General features: G+C 60.1%; 15 protein-coding genes. 8 read left to right on the forward strand and 7 right to left on the reverse strand.

Annotated features, from left to right (window positions below; genetic code table 11):
- Positions 1-367 precede the first annotated feature (367 nt).
- From AC6CIA_RS20660 to leuA, 5 genes are all read right to left on the reverse strand, one after another.
- Positions 368-1,912, reverse strand: a complete 1,545-nt coding sequence (locus tag AC6CIA_RS20660) for an MDR family MFS transporter (protein ID WP_339531034.1) — start codon at positions 1,910-1,912, stop codon at positions 368-370.
- Positions 1,905-3,077 carry an HlyD family secretion protein gene (locus AC6CIA_RS20665; protein WP_498314674.1) on the reverse strand — a complete coding sequence of 391 codons (1,173 nt, stop codon included), beginning with the start codon at positions 3,075-3,077 and terminating at the stop codon, positions 1,905-1,907. Before AC6CIA_RS20665 ends, AC6CIA_RS20660 begins: the two co-directional genes overlap by 8 nt.
- A complete protein-coding gene (locus tag AC6CIA_RS20670; RefSeq protein WP_498314676.1) occupies positions 3,074-4,576 on the reverse strand; it encodes an efflux transporter outer membrane subunit in 1,503 nt (500 codons plus the stop codon). Before AC6CIA_RS20670 ends, AC6CIA_RS20665 begins: the two co-directional genes overlap by 4 nt.
- A gap of 205 nt (positions 4,577-4,781) precedes the next feature.
- Positions 4,782-5,522 (reverse strand): AraC family transcriptional regulator, encoded by a 741-nt coding sequence (locus AC6CIA_RS20675; RefSeq protein ID WP_339531039.1) that lies wholly within the window; start codon positions 5,520-5,522, stop codon positions 4,782-4,784.
- A gap of 1 nt (position 5,523) precedes the next feature.
- Positions 5,524-7,218 carry a 2-isopropylmalate synthase gene (leuA, locus tag AC6CIA_RS20680; RefSeq protein WP_498314678.1) on the reverse strand — a complete coding sequence of 565 codons (1,695 nt, stop codon included), beginning with the start codon at positions 7,216-7,218 and terminating at the stop codon, positions 5,524-5,526.
- 407 nt (positions 7,219-7,625) lie between these two features.
- Here leuA and AC6CIA_RS20685 point away from each other — a divergent pair, with 407 nt between their 5' ends.
- Genes AC6CIA_RS20685 through AC6CIA_RS20720 form a run of 8 tightly spaced genes read left to right on the forward strand, consistent with a single transcriptional unit; the run spans position 7,626 to position 14,188 of the window.
- Positions 7,626-8,315, forward strand: coding sequence for a GntR family transcriptional regulator (locus tag AC6CIA_RS20685; RefSeq protein ID WP_498314680.1), 690 nt, complete (start codon positions 7,626-7,628; stop codon positions 8,313-8,315).
- A 30-nt stretch (positions 8,316-8,345) separates the two neighbouring features.
- On the forward strand, positions 8,346-9,305 hold the full coding sequence (locus AC6CIA_RS20690; RefSeq protein ID WP_498314682.1) for a chlorinating enzyme: 960 nt from the start codon (positions 8,346-8,348) through the stop codon (positions 9,303-9,305).
- 25 nt (positions 9,306-9,330) lie between these two features.
- A complete protein-coding gene (locus AC6CIA_RS20695) occupies positions 9,331-9,597 on the forward strand; it encodes an acyl carrier protein (RefSeq protein WP_498314684.1) in 267 nt (88 codons plus the stop codon).
- 4 nt (positions 9,598-9,601) lie between these two features.
- Positions 9,602-10,369, forward strand: a complete 768-nt coding sequence (locus AC6CIA_RS20700) for a thioesterase II family protein (RefSeq protein ID WP_498314686.1) — start codon at positions 9,602-9,604, stop codon at positions 10,367-10,369.
- The gene (locus AC6CIA_RS20705; RefSeq protein WP_498314688.1) at positions 10,356-11,951 is read left to right on the forward strand and encodes an amino acid adenylation domain-containing protein; all 1,596 of its coding nucleotides are present in this window, start codon (positions 10,356-10,358) and stop codon (positions 11,949-11,951) included. Before AC6CIA_RS20700 ends, AC6CIA_RS20705 begins: the two co-directional genes overlap by 14 nt.
- Positions 11,938-12,408 carry a YbaK/EbsC family protein gene (locus tag AC6CIA_RS20710; protein WP_498314690.1) on the forward strand — a complete coding sequence of 157 codons (471 nt, stop codon included), beginning with the start codon at positions 11,938-11,940 and terminating at the stop codon, positions 12,406-12,408. The genes AC6CIA_RS20705 and AC6CIA_RS20710 overlap by 14 nt, the downstream gene beginning before the upstream one ends.
- A 13-nt stretch (positions 12,409-12,421) precedes the next feature.
- The gene (locus tag AC6CIA_RS20715; protein ID WP_498314692.1) at positions 12,422-13,552 is read left to right on the forward strand and encodes an acyl-CoA dehydrogenase family protein; all 1,131 of its coding nucleotides are present in this window, start codon (positions 12,422-12,424) and stop codon (positions 13,550-13,552) included.
- Positions 13,553-13,573: 21 nt separating this feature from the next.
- Positions 13,574-14,188, forward strand: a complete 615-nt coding sequence (locus AC6CIA_RS20720) for a LysE family translocator (protein WP_498314694.1) — start codon at positions 13,574-13,576, stop codon at positions 14,186-14,188.
- An 89-nt stretch (positions 14,189-14,277) separates the two neighbouring features.
- On the opposite strand, the gene AC6CIA_RS20725 is transcribed toward AC6CIA_RS20720, so the two are convergent.
- Together AC6CIA_RS20725 and AC6CIA_RS20730 are read right to left on the reverse strand one after the other, a co-directional pair.
- Complete coding sequence (locus tag AC6CIA_RS20725; RefSeq protein WP_498314696.1) at positions 14,278-15,033, reverse strand: SDR family NAD(P)-dependent oxidoreductase; 756 nt, start codon at positions 15,031-15,033, stop codon at positions 14,278-14,280.
- 24 nt (positions 15,034-15,057) lie between these two features.
- Entirely contained in the window at positions 15,058-15,843 is a 786-nt protein-coding gene (locus tag AC6CIA_RS20730) for a sulfite exporter TauE/SafE family protein (RefSeq protein WP_339531059.1), read from the reverse strand.
- Positions 15,844-15,863 lie beyond the last annotated feature (20 nt).

Raw genomic sequence — 15,863 nt, forward strand, 5'->3', positions numbered from 1 at the left:
CGGCCAGCATGCAGTGCATTTCAATTGCGTTACATGACAGTACTTCGTCAGCACAAGAGGTCAGCCGCCGAAGCAAGACGAAACTTAGAGGAAGTTAACGGGTACCAGCAAGTGTTTTCTGGAAAAACAATACAATTTATTTCACAACTAAAAAACACACAAAAACAGAAGCCCGAGCAAAGTTGATAACATCAACTTTGTCAGGCAATAGTTGGCCTACGCCCCTGATTCGAGCGCAAACAAACTTCATGTAGTTGCTAAATTAGCAATCAATGAGTCTATGAAACGGCCATTAGCCTTTTTACCATTCAAGTTCCCTCTTGCTGGTTAACAACGACCCGCCCACTGCCTGCGGGTCGCGTGGTGTTCAGTTTTTTGCCTGTTGCCGTAATGCCAGGGCCGCCACGCCACACAGGATCAAGGCGACACAGGACACATAAAATGCATCGCTGTAGGCCATCAGGTATGCCTCGCGGCGCACGGTATGGATCAGGCCCGCAAGGACCTGCTGCTGGGCGGGCAACAGTTGGTTGAATATGAAATCTTCGCTGCCCTGCATGCTGGCGCGCAGGCGCTCCTGCAATGACGGGGAAAACAGCGTCACCGATTCCCCTACCCGCTCGGAATGAAAGCGCTCGCGCATGGCCACAATCTGCGTCAAGCCGGCAGTGCCCACGGCACCGCCAAGGTTACGCAGCATGGAGAACAAGGCGGAGGCGGAACCGGCTTCATCCTTGGCCAGACCGGAAACCGCCAGCACGGACAGGGCCACCATGATCAGCGGCTGCCCAATGCCCCGGACCACGGTGGAAGGAATGATCACGTTGGCGGCGCTATCCACATCCAGGTGCGCGCCGAGGTAGCACCCCAGGGCCATGATGAAAAAGCCACTGGCGACCATCAGTTTCGGGTTGAGCCACTTCATCAGACGCGGCATGAACGGCGCCAGCACCAGTTGCACCATGCCGTAGGCGATCAGGCTGATCCCGATTTCCCGGGCGTTGTACCCCTGCAACTGGGAAAGGTAATTGGGCACCAGGAACACCAGGCCGAACGTAGCCCCGCCGAAAATGAACATCGCCGCACTGGCCACCCCGAAGTTGTAGCTCTTGAGCAGGCGCAGATTGATAAAGGAACGGCTGCCATACAACTGCGACAGCACGAAGTACACCAGGGCGATGCCAGCGATCAGCGACATCCACACAATGAAGTCGGAGCCGAACCAGTCCTTGCGCCCGCCTTCTTCCAGTACGATCTGCAAGCCGCCCAGACCGACGATCATGGCCAGGATGCCGCCCCAGTCGCCGCGCTTGAGCAGGCTTAACTGCATGGGTTTGGCATCGATGGACCACGCCACCGCCAACAACAAGAGAATGCCTGGGGCCAGTTGCAGGTAGAAAATCCAGCGCCAGGAATAAGCGTCGGTCAGCCAGCCGCCAATGGACGGGCCGGCGGCCTGGGCAACGCTGTTGGACAGGGCGAACAAGGCCATGCCCATCGCGATTTTGCTGGGAGGCAGCTCGGTGATGATCAGCTGGAATGACAAGGGGATCAGCACCGCGCCGGCGGCCCCCTGGATCACCCGGATGATGATCATCACTTCCAGGTTGGGCGCCCAGGAGCAGGCAATCGATGCCACCAGGAACACAAACGAACCCACGAGCATCACCCGGCGCAGGGAGAACACCTGGACCAGCCAGGCGGTCAGCGGGATCATCACGATTTCCGCAACCAGGTACGCGGTGGAGATCCACGAGCCTTCCTCGAAGGTCGCCCCCAGGGAACCTTCGATTTCAGGCAGCGCGGCGCTGGTCACATGCACGTTCATGCCGGCCATGAAACAGCCGAACAGCCCGCCGATCACCGCCACCCAGGCGCGAAAGGAAACCGTCTTTTCAGCCGCTTCAGTCATGCGCGGCGCCCTGGGTAACCGGCCGGGTGTCAACGGTGGTGATCACGGACATGCCCGGCAGGATGGGCCCGCCCTCATCATGCTGATCAATCATGATCTTCACCGGAAAGCGCTGCACGATCTTGGTGAAGTTGCCGGTGGCGTTGTCCGAAGGCAGCAGCGCGAACACCGCCCCCGAACCCGGAGAGAAGCTCACCACGTGGCCTTTGAGCTGGCGTCCCGAATAGCTGTCGACGCTGATATCCACCGCCTGGCCGGCACGCATGTCGCGCAACTGGGTTTCCTTGTAGTTGGCCACCACGTAGGCCTGCTGCAAGGGCACCACCGCCAGCAGCGGCAAGCCCGGCGCAACGTATTGGCGGGTACGCACTTTGCGTTGCCCCACGACACCGTCGATGGGCGAGCGGATCAGCGTATCCTCCAGCGCATGGGTCGCCAGGTTCAGTTGCGCCTCGGCCTGGCTGCGCCGGGCAATCTGCTGTTGCAGCGAGGCTTCGGCCAGCTGGCGCCGGGTCACGGCGACGGTCAACCGAGTTTCCTGCTGGCGCTGCATCGCCTTGGCAATTTCCACTGCGGCATTGGCCTGGGTATAACTGGCGGCCGCCGTTTCCAGACGTTGGGCACTGGCGGCGTGTGCGCGGACCAAGCCTTTGTAACGTTGCTGGTCGAGGCTGGCGCGGCGCAACTCGGCAGCCACGCTGCGAGTATGTGCCTCAGCCTGGACAACGCCGGCCTTTTGTTGGGCGATCAGGCTGTCGGTGACCTGCAGGTTGGCCTGCTGGGCAGCGACCGCGGCTTGGGTTTCCGCCAATTGCGCACGCGCCTGTTCCAGCCGGGCCTGGTAGTCGCGATCCTCGATGCGCACCAGCACATCCCCGGCCTTGACGGGCTGATCATCCTCCACCAGCACTTGGGCCACATACCCGGAGACCTTCGGGCTGATGGGAATCCAGTCGGCACGCACGTAGGCATCATCGGTTTGCTCCAGGTAACGGCCAAGCGTCATCCAGTACACCCCGAACGCCACCGCCGCGATCAACAGCACAGCGCCGCCCAGCAGCATCAAGTTCCTTTTGCGGCGTTGTTTGCGCGCATGCATGAGTTGCTCGACCACATGCTCCTGCTCGTCCTGGAAAACATTTTTTTCATCAACAGCGATATTCATGGCTGGGTACCGGGAAAAGTGACGGAAGCGTGGGTGAGCGCAGCGGCCTGGGTATCGGCGGAGGAAGACTGCCAACCGCCGCCAAGCGCGCGAAACAGGCTGATCTGGCGTTGCAACAATTGGCCATCGGCATCGGCGCGCGTGGCCTGCAAGCGAATCAGCTCTCGTTCGCTATCCAGCACGTCAAGAAAGTCGATGGACCCGGCGTCGTAATTGAACTGGGCCAACGTGTAGGCGTGGCGGCTGCTGTCCAGCGCCTGGCTCAAGGCGGCGTGGCGCTGACGCTCGCCGTCGTACAACGCGAGGGCCTGGCGCACCTCCTTGAGCGCCTTGAGCACACTGGCTTCGAACTGCGCCACTTGCACCTGCTCGAGCGCCCGGGCCTGGCTGACCCGCGCGCGATTGGCCCGCCAGTTGGGGAACTGCCAGGTAATCAGTGGGCCGATGCCGAACATCACTGCGCTGCTGTCTCCCAGCTCATGGGGTTTGTGGGCGGATGAAGACACTGAAGCGCCAAAGGTCACCTTCGGATACAGGTCGGCCTGGACGATATCCACCTCCAGCGTGGCCGCCTGCAACGCTCGCTCGGCCTGACGGATATCGGGGCGGCGCGCCAGTAATTGCCAACCATCGCCCACCGGCAGTTCGGCAGTGAGTTGCGGCACGACCTCACACGTCGCCGCGCCAGCGCCTTGCTCCAGGTCGGCCACACCGGTCAGCATCGCCAATTCGTATAGCGCGGCTTGCCGGCGCGCCTCCAGCATCGGCAACAGCGCCTGGGTTTCGCCCTGCAGCGCCTGCATGCGGGTGTATTCGAGATCAGTCACCACACCGGCCTGCCGCTGGCGATCGGTCAACGCCAGGCTTTGCCCAACCACTTCCAGCGAATGGCGCTGAACCTTGGCGCGTGCCCCCAGGGCGCAGGCATTGACATAGGCGCGAGTGGTCTGCGCCACGACCGTGATGCGCAGCAAATCTTCGGCGTCTTGCGCGGCCGCGGCCTGAACCTGGGCCCGCTCGATGCTGCGCTGGACCTGGCCCCAGACGTCAACTTGATAAGCCAGCTCGAAGCCTGGGTTGAACGCCCACTGTGACGGAGCACGGCTATCGGTGGCCTCGGCCAGGGTCTGATCATCGGCCGTCTTGCCGTACGCGGCGCCCAGTGACGCCTGGGTGGACGGCCAGCGCTGGGCATCGGCCTGAATGATCCCGGCCAACATCGATTGCACATGGGCCTGGGCCGCGGCCAGGTCGCGGTTGTGCACCAATGCCTGCTGCACCAGCGCATCGAGTTGCGGATCGTTGTACAACTGCCACCAACGTTCGGGTAACGCCTGGGCCGAAACACCTTGCGGCAGGTGGCTCAGGGCATTGATGCGTTCCGGGTGTGGCTGTGCCGGCGCATGGGCGATCCAAGACGAGCAACCCGCCAACAAGACGACCGCCACGCCAAGGAGCGAAAGACGGCCGTGCCGTGCGGAAAAAGAAGGCGAACCCATCGCAGTAATCCAGAATGCCAAGTAGAGACGCAGGGTAAGAGAGCAGCGGGCTGCGCATCTCCCGAGTTCCAGACAACCATCGTTTCGATTGGGACAACGTGCCTGCGGGCCGCTGCATCGCGCTTGCCCACAGGCCGGGCACGCGCAAACACGGCCCGCCCTGGGGCGGGCCCTGTTCAATTGGGTTGTGCTATCGCCGGCTGAATCAGACCAGGCGGCAGTTGCTCGGGGTGTAGCCCATGGTGCGCTTGAACATCGCGGTAAAAGCGCTGGGGCTTTGGTAACCATGCTCCAACGCCACTTCCAGGATGGATACGCCGCAGGCCAGGCGCTGCATGCTGAGCAGCAGCCGCGTGCGCTTGCGCCACTCCCCATAACTCATGCCCAACTCTTTCTGGAACAGCCGAGCCAGAGTGCGCGAACTCATATTGAGCTGCACCGCCCAACTCTCCAGTTTCGACTCCTGGGAAGGGTTGTCGATAAAGTCGGCACACAGCGACTTGAGCCTCGGTTCATCAGGAATCGGCACATGCGCCAGCACCCTTTGTGCCCTGTCGAGTTCCGAGAAAATCAGCTCGACAATCTGTTCATGGCGCAACCAGGCCGCCTCACTGTCAGGCTCATCGGCCGCTGCGATGATCAGCTCGCGCAGCAGCGGCGAAACCTTGAGGACGTGGCACTCCTCCGTCAACGTCCGATGCGCCCCCGGCGAGATCAACAAGGTGCGCATGCGCACCTCGCCGGTCATGCGGATCTGGTGCTCCATCCCCGAAGGGACCCAGAGTGCATGCCCGGAAGGCACCACCCAGGTCGTCCCGACGACCGACACCAGCATCACACCGTTAATGGCATAGACCAATTGGCCCTCTTCATGCCGATGGGGCGCCACCCTGTCGCCGTGAGCATAGTTACCGACGAGTGCCGCCAATGCGGTATGCGCGTTCATCTCAGGAAGGCACCGCGGCACTCACCACGCTGAGCAGACCCAGGCGCGATGCGCGATTGACGGCACTCGTCAGCGCCTTGAGGGACGCCAGCAAGCTACTGCCATCGCGGGCGGCACCGAACAGCAACTGGTTACCCACGCGGATTTCCACATAGGCCAGCGCTTCCGCCTGGGCCCCGTCACGGGTGGCATGCTCGTGGTAGTCGGCGATGTCGAAGTGGATGCCACGCTGGGCAAAGGCATCGACCAGCGCCGCCAGCGGGCCGTTACCCTCGCCGCTCAAGTCGATGCCGTGCGCGCCGTGCTCGAGCGTGGCTTCCAGATAAGTCACGTCCCCCTCACTGACCAATTTGGGCACCCGTAACGTGTAAGGCTTGCCCTGATCCAGATAATGCCGGGTAAAGCAGGCAAGGATCATCTCCCCGCTGATCTCCTGGCCAGATCCATCCGCTTCCTGCTGGACCAGGCTGCTGAATTCCATCTGCAAGCGACGCGGCATCACGATGCCGTGCTGCTCCAGCAGATAGGCCACGCCACCTTTGCCGGATTGGCTGTTGACGCGGATCACCGCTTCATAGCTGCGGCCCATATCGGCGGGATCAATTGGCAGGTACGGCACTTCCCAGAAGCCTTGCGGGTTGGCCTGGCGTGCGGCAAAGCCTTTCTTGATCGCGTCCTGGTGCGACCCGGAAAAGGCGGTGAACACCAACTCACCGGCATAAGGATGGCGAGGATGGGTCGGCAACTGATTGCAGAACTCCACCTCACGCTGGACATGGATGATGTCCGAGAAATCCAGGCGCGGATCGATCCCACTGGTGTAGAGGTTCATCGCCAGCGTCAGGATGTCCACATTGCCGGTGCGCTCACCATTGCCGAACAACGTGCCCTCGACACGCTCGGCGCCGGCCAGGCAGGCCTGCTCCGCGGTGGCGACCCCGGTACCCCGGTCGTTATGGGGATGGACGCTGATGACGACACTGTCGCGCCGACTGAAATGCCGGCAGAACCACTCGATCTGGTCGGCGAAGACATTGGCGGTGGAGACTTCAACGGTGGTCGGCAGATTCAGGATCATTTTGTTGCTCGGGGTCGGCCCGAAGGCATCCGTCACCGCCTCACAGACTTCGAGGGCGAAATCCAGCTCGGTGAAGCAAAAGGTTTCCGGGGAATACTGGAACGTCCACTGCGTACCGGGATTATTCTCCATGTGCCGCTTGATCTCACGCGTCGCCTGGGTAGCGATCCCGATGCAGCCGGCACGGTCCACGCCGAAGACAACGTCGCGAAACACCGGAGCGGTGGCGTTGTACACATGCACAATCGCCCGGGGAACGCCCTTCAACGCCTCGAAGGTGCGCTCGATCAGGTGACTGCGCGCCTGGGTCATCACTTGAATCGTGACATCGTCGGGAATCGCACCGCTGTCGATCAATTCACGCACGTAGTCGAAATCGGTCTGGGAAGCGGCCGGAAAACCCACTTCGATTTCCTTGAAGCCCACCTTGACCAGTAACTCGAAGAAACGGCGCTTGCGCTCGGCATTCATCGGCTCGATCAACGCCTGGTTGCCGTCACGCATATCGACACTGCACCACGTGGGCGCCAGCGCCTGGACATTGCCGGGCCATTGGCGGTCTGGCAAGTCCACGGTTTGGAAGTGACGATATTTGCTGGACGGATCCTTGAGCATCATGGCGGTTCTCCTTTTTCGACAGGTCCGATAATGCGCAACCGAGGTGGCTGCTCATGACCGTAGATTGGATCCAACATTAAACGAAAACCAATAAACATCAATTGCTTATTTACGCGAAAAAATCATAAAAACAGATCATGAAAACCTATATTTCTTGTTTTTTTGGTTATTTACACCAATTCAACCAAATTTACCGCAACCATAGACGCCTACGAAGCTCGCTAGACGAATGTCGTCCAACCCTCTCAGCCCCTCACACAACACATTGCTCAGCCTCGATTGAACAGCATCGCGACACAGTGCTGTTTTTTCCGAAAGGACCCGTCTTGAGCACTAATTGACAGAATCGGATCGTCAAACTATACATTGGATCCAGGATCCAAAAGCACGCTGTCAGCGAGAGAATATTGAAATCCACGACCGACCTTAAAGCTGCATTCCCTGAGATCGACGCTCAATCTCCGCTCTCACGGAACCTCGTGGAAAAGACCTTGAGGAACGGGATCTTGAACGGAACCCTTGCCGGCGGAACTGCATTGCGCCAGGAGGAGCTGGCGAGCTTGTTCGGCGTCAGCCGCATGCCAATCCGCGAAGCCTTGATGAAACTCGAAGCCCAGGGATTGGTACGAAACGTCCCCAACAAGGGGGCCGTCGTGTTGCAGATGAACGTCAACGAAGCAGTGGACACCTACAGCCTGCGCCTGATCCTCGAGCCAGAGGCTTTGCGTCAGTCAATTCCGCACCTTCGCGAGGAGGATTTCGCGCAAGCCCGCGAATACGTTACCGGGATGGAAAACGAAACCGATCTGGCAAGCCTTGGACGCCTTAACAGGTTGTTTCATATGTCGCTATATCGACGGTCGACGAACCAGAAGCTGCTCAGTCTGATCAATGTCGAACTGCACGAGGAGGAGCGTTTCTTGCGCTTCCATCTGGCGGCCATGGGGCTGGAAGAAATGGCCCAGGAGGACCACAAGGCATTGATATCGCTGGCCGAAGCCCGAGCCCCCGAGGAGGCAGTCGCCGTTTTGCGCCAGCACCTGCAGCAGGCTTGCGACACGATCAAGAATTATCTGGAACAGCAAATGACGAGTTAAAGCTCCACCCACCAACCCGCGAGGTGTCAAATGGAAGAACAAGTACGTTCCCCTGACCTGGACTTCAGTCTCAGCCAGAACGAATTGGAAGCGTTCCACCGTAACGGTTACATAGGGCCTTTCGACCTTTATCAGAAGGACGAAATGGAGCGCAACTTGCGCGCTCTGCGGCCCAAACTGATCAACACCAAGAACGCGATATATAGCCAGGAGAAGGCGGTATCGGGGATCACGAATCTGTCCAATTATGACCGTCACCTGGACGTCGATTTCCTCGCGGAGCACATCACCCGGCCGGAAATCGTCGACCGCGTGTCGAGCATCCTTGGGCGTGACACACTTTGCTGGCGCACCGAGTTCTTCCCCAAGTACCCCGGCGACGAAGGCACCGACTGGCATCAAGCCGACAACTTCTCCAATGTTGCCGGCTCCAAGCATCCTCAGATCATCTGGCCGGAAGATGCCCAGTTCGGCGGCACCATCACGGTCTGGGCCGCATTCACCGACGCCACCCTTGAAAATGGTTGCCTGCAGTTCATTCCGGGCACTCACCGGACCATGAACTACGACGAATCGAAGACCATGGATTACCAGTCCGAGGCCATCAACAAGATGGAAAAGGAAGGCGTGCGGCGGGGCTTCTTCGGTTACGACTATCGACAACTGCAGAAAGACCCGGACTGGAAGCCCGACGAGTCCAAGGCCAAATCCATGGTCATGCGCCAGGGCCAGTTCATCATTTTCTGGTCGACCCTCATGCATGCCTCGCACCCGCACTCCGGCCTGACCGACCAGATGCGCCTGGGCTTCGCCGCCCGCTATCTGCCGACCTCGGTGCAAGTCTATCCCTACTCGAACACGCTCGAGGAGTTCGGCGGGCAGGCCAGCCTGGACAAGTTCGGTTGCGTCCTGGTGTCCGGAGAGAACCGTTTCGCGCACAACCGCTTTGTCGATCGCACCTGCAACGGCTTCCAATTCCCGCTGCGCTGACCCAACCAAAGAAGGAGAACGGAGCATGAACAATGGAGAAATCGGCAAGATTGAAGTCTGGCTGGTCAATACTTGCCGCGAATTGGGGCTACGCGTGGAGAATACCGGCAGCGACTTCTTCGAAGCGGGAGGCACCTCACTCAGCGCCATCCGCTTGATTGCGAAGGCAGAGGAGCATTTCGGCGAGGACGCCCTGCCCCCCGAGGATCTATTCGCACAAAGCCGCATAACTGACATCGCGACCTGCATTCAACGCAACAGCAAGCACATCAACGCCCTGACGGAGAGCTGAGAATATGTCCGGGCACGCATACGATGAGCGCTGGTTTCTGGTGCCCCGGCCCCAGGTCCGACCGCGCCTGCGTCTTATCTGCTTCCCTTATGCGGGAGGCAACCCCGATCTGTTTCGCAGTTGGGTGAATGACGTGGACGCAGACGTGGAATTGCTCGCCGTACGCCTGCCCGGCCGAGGCTCCAGAATCAAGGAAACGCCGTATGAGGAATGGGCGCCACTGATCGAGGACTGCCTCGACGCGCTGGCGCCCTATCTCGATGCACCCCACGTGTTTTATGGGCACAGCTTCGGCGCCCGCCTGGCCTACGAGCTGGCCCAGCAGGTCCGCCATCGCCATCCCGGCCAGACCCTCCGTTTATTCGTCAGCGGCTGCCGCAGCCCGGGCAGCCCGCAGGCGCAGCCTTATCTGCATCAGCTCTGCGCCGAGGATTTCCATCGCGCCCTGCAAACCATGGGCGGCACGCCGCCAGCGGTACTCCAGAGCGAGATGCTGATGCGTCTTATGCTTCCAGTACTGCGCAGTGACATGCGGCTCTCGGAAATCTGGGAGGACTGGCATGAGCAACCCCTGGAAATTCCCATACACGCCTATTTCGGTCGCCACGACCCGATCGACCGACAAGCCAACATGGCGGGTTGGTCCACGCACACCTCGAACGCGTTTGAATTGATCGAGATCGATGGCGGTCACTTTTTCCTCGACAGCCATCGCCAGCAACTGCTGCACAGCTTGAGCACACGGATGAGGGAGCAGCATGCAAACGCTTGAGTCAAACAGTTCAGCCTTGGCGCTGCACGAACATATCAACCAAACCCGGGTACCTTATCCGGAACACCTTTCGGTCGGCGAGCTGTTCTCGCGCACCGCGGCGCGGCGTCCGGACGCCATTGCCATACGGCACCAGGATCATCAGTGCAGCTATGGAGAGTTGAACGCCGCTGCCAACCATTTGGCTTGGTACCTGCTGGCCAAGGGCGTGCAACCTGGCGACGTGGTAGCCGTGAGCCTGCCGCGCAGCACCGAACTGATCAGGGTCCTGCTGGCGATCCTGAAGGCTGGCGCGACCTACCTGCCAATCGATCCGGATTGGCCGGAGCAGCGTATTCATGAAGTGCTCGGCCAAGCCGGCTGCGAATACCTGGTGGGAAGCGAAAAGACCAGGCACGACGCCCGCTTTTCCCGTTACCAGGTGTTGACTCCCGACGCTGTCGAAGGCGCGACTGAGGATCGAGGCGACCCGCCGCTCACGATCGAAGCCGAGGCCATCGCCTACATCAACTTTACCTCCGGCTCCACGGGCAAGCCTAAAGGCGTGCCTATCCCACACCGGGGCATTACCCGCTTGGTATACAACGCCCGTTACGCCAGCCTGGACGAGAACAGCCGGTTGCTGCAGATGGCGCCGGTGACCTTCGACGCAGCCACCTTCGAAATCTGGGGCGCCCTATTGCTCGGCGGCACCTGCGTGCTGTACCCGGATGTGTACATTCGCGCTTCGCGCCTGCAGCAAGTCCTGCAGACGCAAAAGATCAGCGTGCTGTTCCTCACCACCGCATTGTTCAACACCCTGGTCGACGAAATGCCACAGGCGTTAGACAGCGTCAGTACGGTCCTCACCGGCGGTGAGGCGCACTCTCTGCGGCATATGGCCAAAGCCCTGGCGCTATACGGGCCGGGACGCATCGTCAGCGTTTATGGCCCGACCGAAAGCACCACTTTCGCGACCTACTATCCGCTCCGCGAACTGCGCGACGAAGATACCGCGCTCCCCATCGGCTTCCCGATCCAGAACACCCGCGTCTACCTGATTGACCAGGGCCGCCTCTGCGGACACGGGCAAAGCGGCGAAGTATGCCTCGCCGGGCCCGGCCTTTCGCCAGGTTACCTCGGACTGCCAGAAGTCAACGGCGAGCGTTTCGTCGACTGTCTTATCGGCGCACGCCAGGAACGCCTCTATCGCACTGGGGACCGAGGCCATTTCCGCGAAGACGGCGCGATAGTGTTCCAGGGACGTATCGATGACCAGGTGAAGATCAACGGCTTTCGCATCGAGCTGGGAGAAATTGCCTACCATCTCAACCGCCATCCGCAGGTGCGCCAAAGCTTCGTCACCGTTACCGAATCGCCGCACGGTGAGAAGTCACTGGTGGCCTTCGTGATCGCCACCGACCCGTCATGTTGCCCGGAGCAACTGCGTGTTGATCTGGCTACGCAACTGCCCAGCTACATGGTTCCACGCCGCATTCAGTTCTGCGAAACCCTGCCCCTGTCCGCCACCGGCAAAATCGATCACCGACGACTGCTATCCACACTTCATCCATCGGGAGAACCCGCTTATGAACATCAGTAAACGCGCTCAGCAATTCCAGGACATCCTTCACCAGCGCGGCCTCGACCTGACCGTTCAGGAGTTGCCCGACTCGACCCGCACCGCCGACGACGCCGCCCACGCCTTGGGATGCGAGAAGGCGCAAATCGTCAAGTCGCTGATCTTTCGCACCCGCGACAATCTCCCGGTGCTGGTACTGGCCAGCGGTCCGAACCGAGTGAACGAGAAGACCATTTCGCGCCTGGTCGGCGACAAGATATTCAAGGCCGATGCGGACTTCGTCAAAGAGGTTACCGGCTTCGCCATCGGCGGCGTTCCGCCTCTCGGGCATAAGCAGGAGGTGACGCTGTTCGTCGATCAGGACCTGCTGACATTCGACGAGATCTGGGCCGCTGCCGGCACCCCGAACGCCGTATTCAGAATTCCCGGCTGCCTGACCGAGATAATCTCGGCGCACCAAGTGATATCGGTGAAATAAAGGCGAACCGAACATGCCCAGCCCCTACCCAAGCGAAAGCCATCGCAAATTCGCCCTGCACGTGCGCCAGACCCTGCATAGTCAGCTTCTGCCGTTGGCAGAGGCTGCCGAAGCACGTGGACATCTGTGCGAAAACGCCTGGCAGACCCTGGCCGAGCACGGTCTGCTCGGTTTACCGCAGCGTGGCGAAGGGTTCCTGCAAAGCGCGGTGTTCCTCGAGGAACTGGGTACACTCGGGTACGCCGGTATCCGTGCGTCAGTTGCAGTTCATGCCTACATGGCCAGCGCCTACCTGGAGCTGTTCGGCAGCGACGAACAGCGCGAACGCTATCTTCCGGGCATTCGCCAAGGACGGATCATCACCGCCCTGGCTATCAGCGAAGAACACGCCGGGAGCGATCTCAGCCAGATGCAATGCCGGGCACGGCCCTCGGCCGACGGTTTCATCGTCGAGGGCGGCAAACGCTATATCGCCAATGGTTCTCGCGCCGCCCTGATCGTGACCCTGGTGCGCAGCGGCGAAGGCCAGCATGCACTGGGCAATAGCAGTATGTTGCTGATCGATGGCGACAGCCCGGGACTGCTGCGCACGGCGCGTCCAATGCTCGGCTGGAGCAGCGCCGACGTCTGCGACCTGGATTTCACCCAAGTGGCGGTGCCCGCCAGCAATGTGCTCGGCAAATCCGGCAAGGCCCTGCTCTACCTGATGCAGGGCTTGGACTTCGAACGGCTTGTCGCGGGTCTTCTCGCCCTTGGCGGCGCCAACCACAGCATCCGTCTACTCGACGGCTTCGTCCGCCAACATCAGGTCCAGGGCAGTCCGCTCGGCGACAAACAGAGCGTCCGGCATCGTCTGGCCGACCTGATTGGCGAGCAACAGATCCTACGGCACTACGCCTATCAGGTGGCATGGCAGCACAGCAAAGGTCAACTCGACACGCGCTCCGCCTGCATCCTCAAACTGCGCGCCACCGAACTCGCTCTCAGCGCCGCGCAGGCCTGCGCGCAACTGCATGGTGCGCGGGGCTATCAGCTTAACTGCGAGGTGGCACGCGTGTATCGAGACGCCATGGCCGGCACGATAGCCGCCGGTGCAAGTGAACTGATGCGCGACCTCATCTTCGACAGCACGCCAGCCAGCTGAACCCCCAACGAGGCAAAAACCATGGACATGGCCCATTTTCTTGGACTTTCCCTGTTACCGATCCTGTCGCCAGGCCCCTCGACAATCCTGGTGGTACGTAACAGTCTGCGTCACGACTGGCTGTTTGCAGTACAGCGCCTGCTGGCCGACCTGGGCGGCACGTTGATCACCGCCACTGTCCTGCTGTATGGCCTGGGTGCGGCGATTGCGGCTTCAAACCTGCTCGTCGCAGGTATCCAGGTGGCAGGCGCCTGCTATGTCCTCATCATCGGCATGAGATGTTTGAGGCATGCCTATCGGCCCGTCACCTACAGCCTTGATACCGCAAATTCTTTGCGCGGTTCTTGGCTGGAGTCTTTCTTTGCCGGATTGCTCAATCCCAAGACCTTGGTGTTTTTCTCCCTCCTGTTTCCATTGTTACTCGGTGACAACAGCTTCCACTGGACCCAGCCATTGCTCTATTCACTCAGCTATAGCCTGCTCAAGGGACTGGCCCTGGCGGCAGCTTCCGGGGTGTTCCTGCTCGCCAAAAACTGGTTGCGTCCACACTTACGCTCGGCCAATGGAACGCTTGGCGCCTTATTGATCGCCATAAGCTCGATCTTTCTGGTGAAGATATCGAACAGCCTATGGTGAATAACCGTGTCCAGAAGTTATCTGCTCGTATTTTTCTCAATTAAAATCAATTACTTGAAAAAATACGATCCGATTAACCCGGCAACCCTCTAAAGAGATCCACGGACAACATTGAGGGCCGCGCTGCTTTGCGCCACCGGCATGATCTCGATTGAATTGATGTTCAAATGCTCCGGCTGCTGAGTGATCCAGAACACCGTGTTGGCAATGTCTTCGGGGCGGATCGCCTCGACATCCTTGTAAAGCGCTTCGACCGCTTCCATGTTGCCGTTGAGCCGTACCACTGAAAAGTCCGTGCCGGAACACAAGCCTGGCTCGATATTAGTCACCCGCACCCGGGTGCCGGCCAGGTCCGCGCGAAGGTTCAAGCTGAACTGTTTGACGAACGCCTTGCTGGCGCCATAGACGTTGCCGCCGGGATACGGATAGGTGCCGGCAATCGAGCCGATATTGATGATCAGCCCGCTGTTGGCCTCGACCATCCGCGGCAGGACACGTTGAGTGATCAGCGCAAGGCCCGTGACGTTGGTGGCGATCATGCGCTCCCAGTTCTGCGCGTCGCACTGCTGTGCGCGTTCAATACCCAGCGCCAGCCCGGCGTTGTTGACCAATATATCAATCGACACGGATGCCTCGTGTATCTGCTCGACCGCCCGCTCCAGCGATGCCTTGTCGGTGACATCCAACTCCAGCGCGATAAAGTTTTCCCCCAGCTCCTGCTCCAGCAGCTGCAGTTTCTCCATGCGCCGCGCGCCGCCAATCACTCGATAACCTTCGGCAATCAGCCGCCGACAGATGGCCTTGCCAAAGCCGGCTGAGGCGCCGGTTACAAATGCGGTTTTCATACAGTTCTCCCTTTTCTCAGCCGATCAGGCCAGGTATTTCACGCCAAGGCTGGCGAACAGACACATCATCGATAGCACCAGCACTTTGCGCACCACATCGTTGCCCTTGCGAATCGCCAGGCCGCTGCCAAGGTGATTGCCGAGGATGTTGCACGCCACCAACGGCAAGGCCAGCAGGTAGATCACTTTGCCCGCCATGACGAACGCCACGAGCGCGCCGATGTTGGAGGCAAAGTTGAAGGTCTTGGAGTTGGCCGAGCTGGAAACCAGGTCCATTTTCAGCAGGTAGTGAAACGCGATGATGAACATGCTGCCGGTGCCTGGCCCGAAGAAGCCGTCATAGAAACCGATGACGAAACAGGTCAGTGGCACCACAGTGAACAGCACCAGATCGGACAGGACGTGCTCGCGCACCGGCCGGTCTTTGGGGGTAAGGAAAATCAGAATGCCGAAGGGAATCAACGCGAGGATGATCTTGCCCACGGTTTCCTGTGGGATCGACACAATCAGGTGCGCCCCCAGGTACGCGCCCAGCAACGAAAACGGCACGCCGACCAACGCCACCTTCCAGACCATCTTGCTGTTGACCAGAAAATTCCTGATCGCCGCCAGCGTACCCAGGGTACTGACCAGCTTCTCCTGCCCCAGCGCCACTTGCGGTGGCAGCCCCACCAGGAGAAAACCCGGTACCAGAAACAGCCCACCGCCCCCGGCGATGCTGTCGACAAAACCGGCGATGAAAGCGATGGCGCCCAGCAACAGAATCGCCAATACCCAATGTTCAGCCCAGTAGGCTCCTAACAGTTCCATAACGTTACCCAATGAAGATC

The organism is Pseudomonas sp. GQ91 (genome assembly GCF_059758795.1).